The following is a 621-nucleotide window of genomic DNA, read 5'->3' as shown; positions in this document are numbered from 1 at the left end:
CGCTGCGGAATTTCGACCGGCACGATTTCGTCGTCGAACCGACCGGCCTTCTGCGCGGCTTCCGCCTTGTTCTGCGAGGCTGCGGCGAACGCGTCCTGCTCTTCGCGCGTGATGCCGTATTCCTTCGCGACGTTCTCGGCCGTGACGCCCATGTGGTACTGGTTGTACACGTCCCACAGGCCGTCGACGATCATGCTGTCGATCAGCTTCGCATCGCCCATGCGGAAGCCGTCGCGCGAGCCCGGCAGCACATGCGGTGCCGCGCTCATGTTTTCCTGACCGCCCGCCACGACAATCTCGGCGTCGCCCGCGATGATCGCGTTCGCGGCCAGCATCACCGCTTTCAGGCCCGAACCGCAGACCTTGTTGATCGTCATCGCCGGCACGGCCGCCGGCAGACCCGCCTTGATCGAAGCCTGACGCGCCACGTTCTGGCCCGAACCGGCCGTCAGCACCTGCCCCAGAATCACGTCGCTGACCTGCTCGGGCTTGAGTCCCGCGCGCTCCAGCGCCGCCTTGATGACGATGGCGCCCAGATCCGGCGCCGCCACCTTCGCGAGCGAACCACCGAACTTGCCTACCGCGGTGCGGGCGGCCGAAACGATCACAATCTCAGTCATT

General features: G+C 66.2%; 1 protein-coding gene. It reads right to left on the bottom strand.

Annotation, left to right across the window (positions count from 1 at the left end; all coding sequences use genetic code 11):
• The coding region (locus SB764_RS38215; RefSeq protein WP_410866491.1) for a beta-ketoacyl synthase N-terminal-like domain-containing protein at positions 1-620 on the bottom strand (620 nt) is incomplete at its 3' end.
• Between the last annotated feature and the right edge of the window lies 1 nt (position 621).

The sequence above is a fragment of the Paraburkholderia sp. SIMBA_027 genome (genome assembly GCF_046535315.1).
Taxonomy (GTDB): domain Bacteria; phylum Pseudomonadota; class Gammaproteobacteria; order Burkholderiales; family Burkholderiaceae; genus Paraburkholderia; species Paraburkholderia tropica.
Note: the sequence above shows the minus strand (reverse complement) of the source record. Positions and strands in the feature narration are given on the sequence as shown.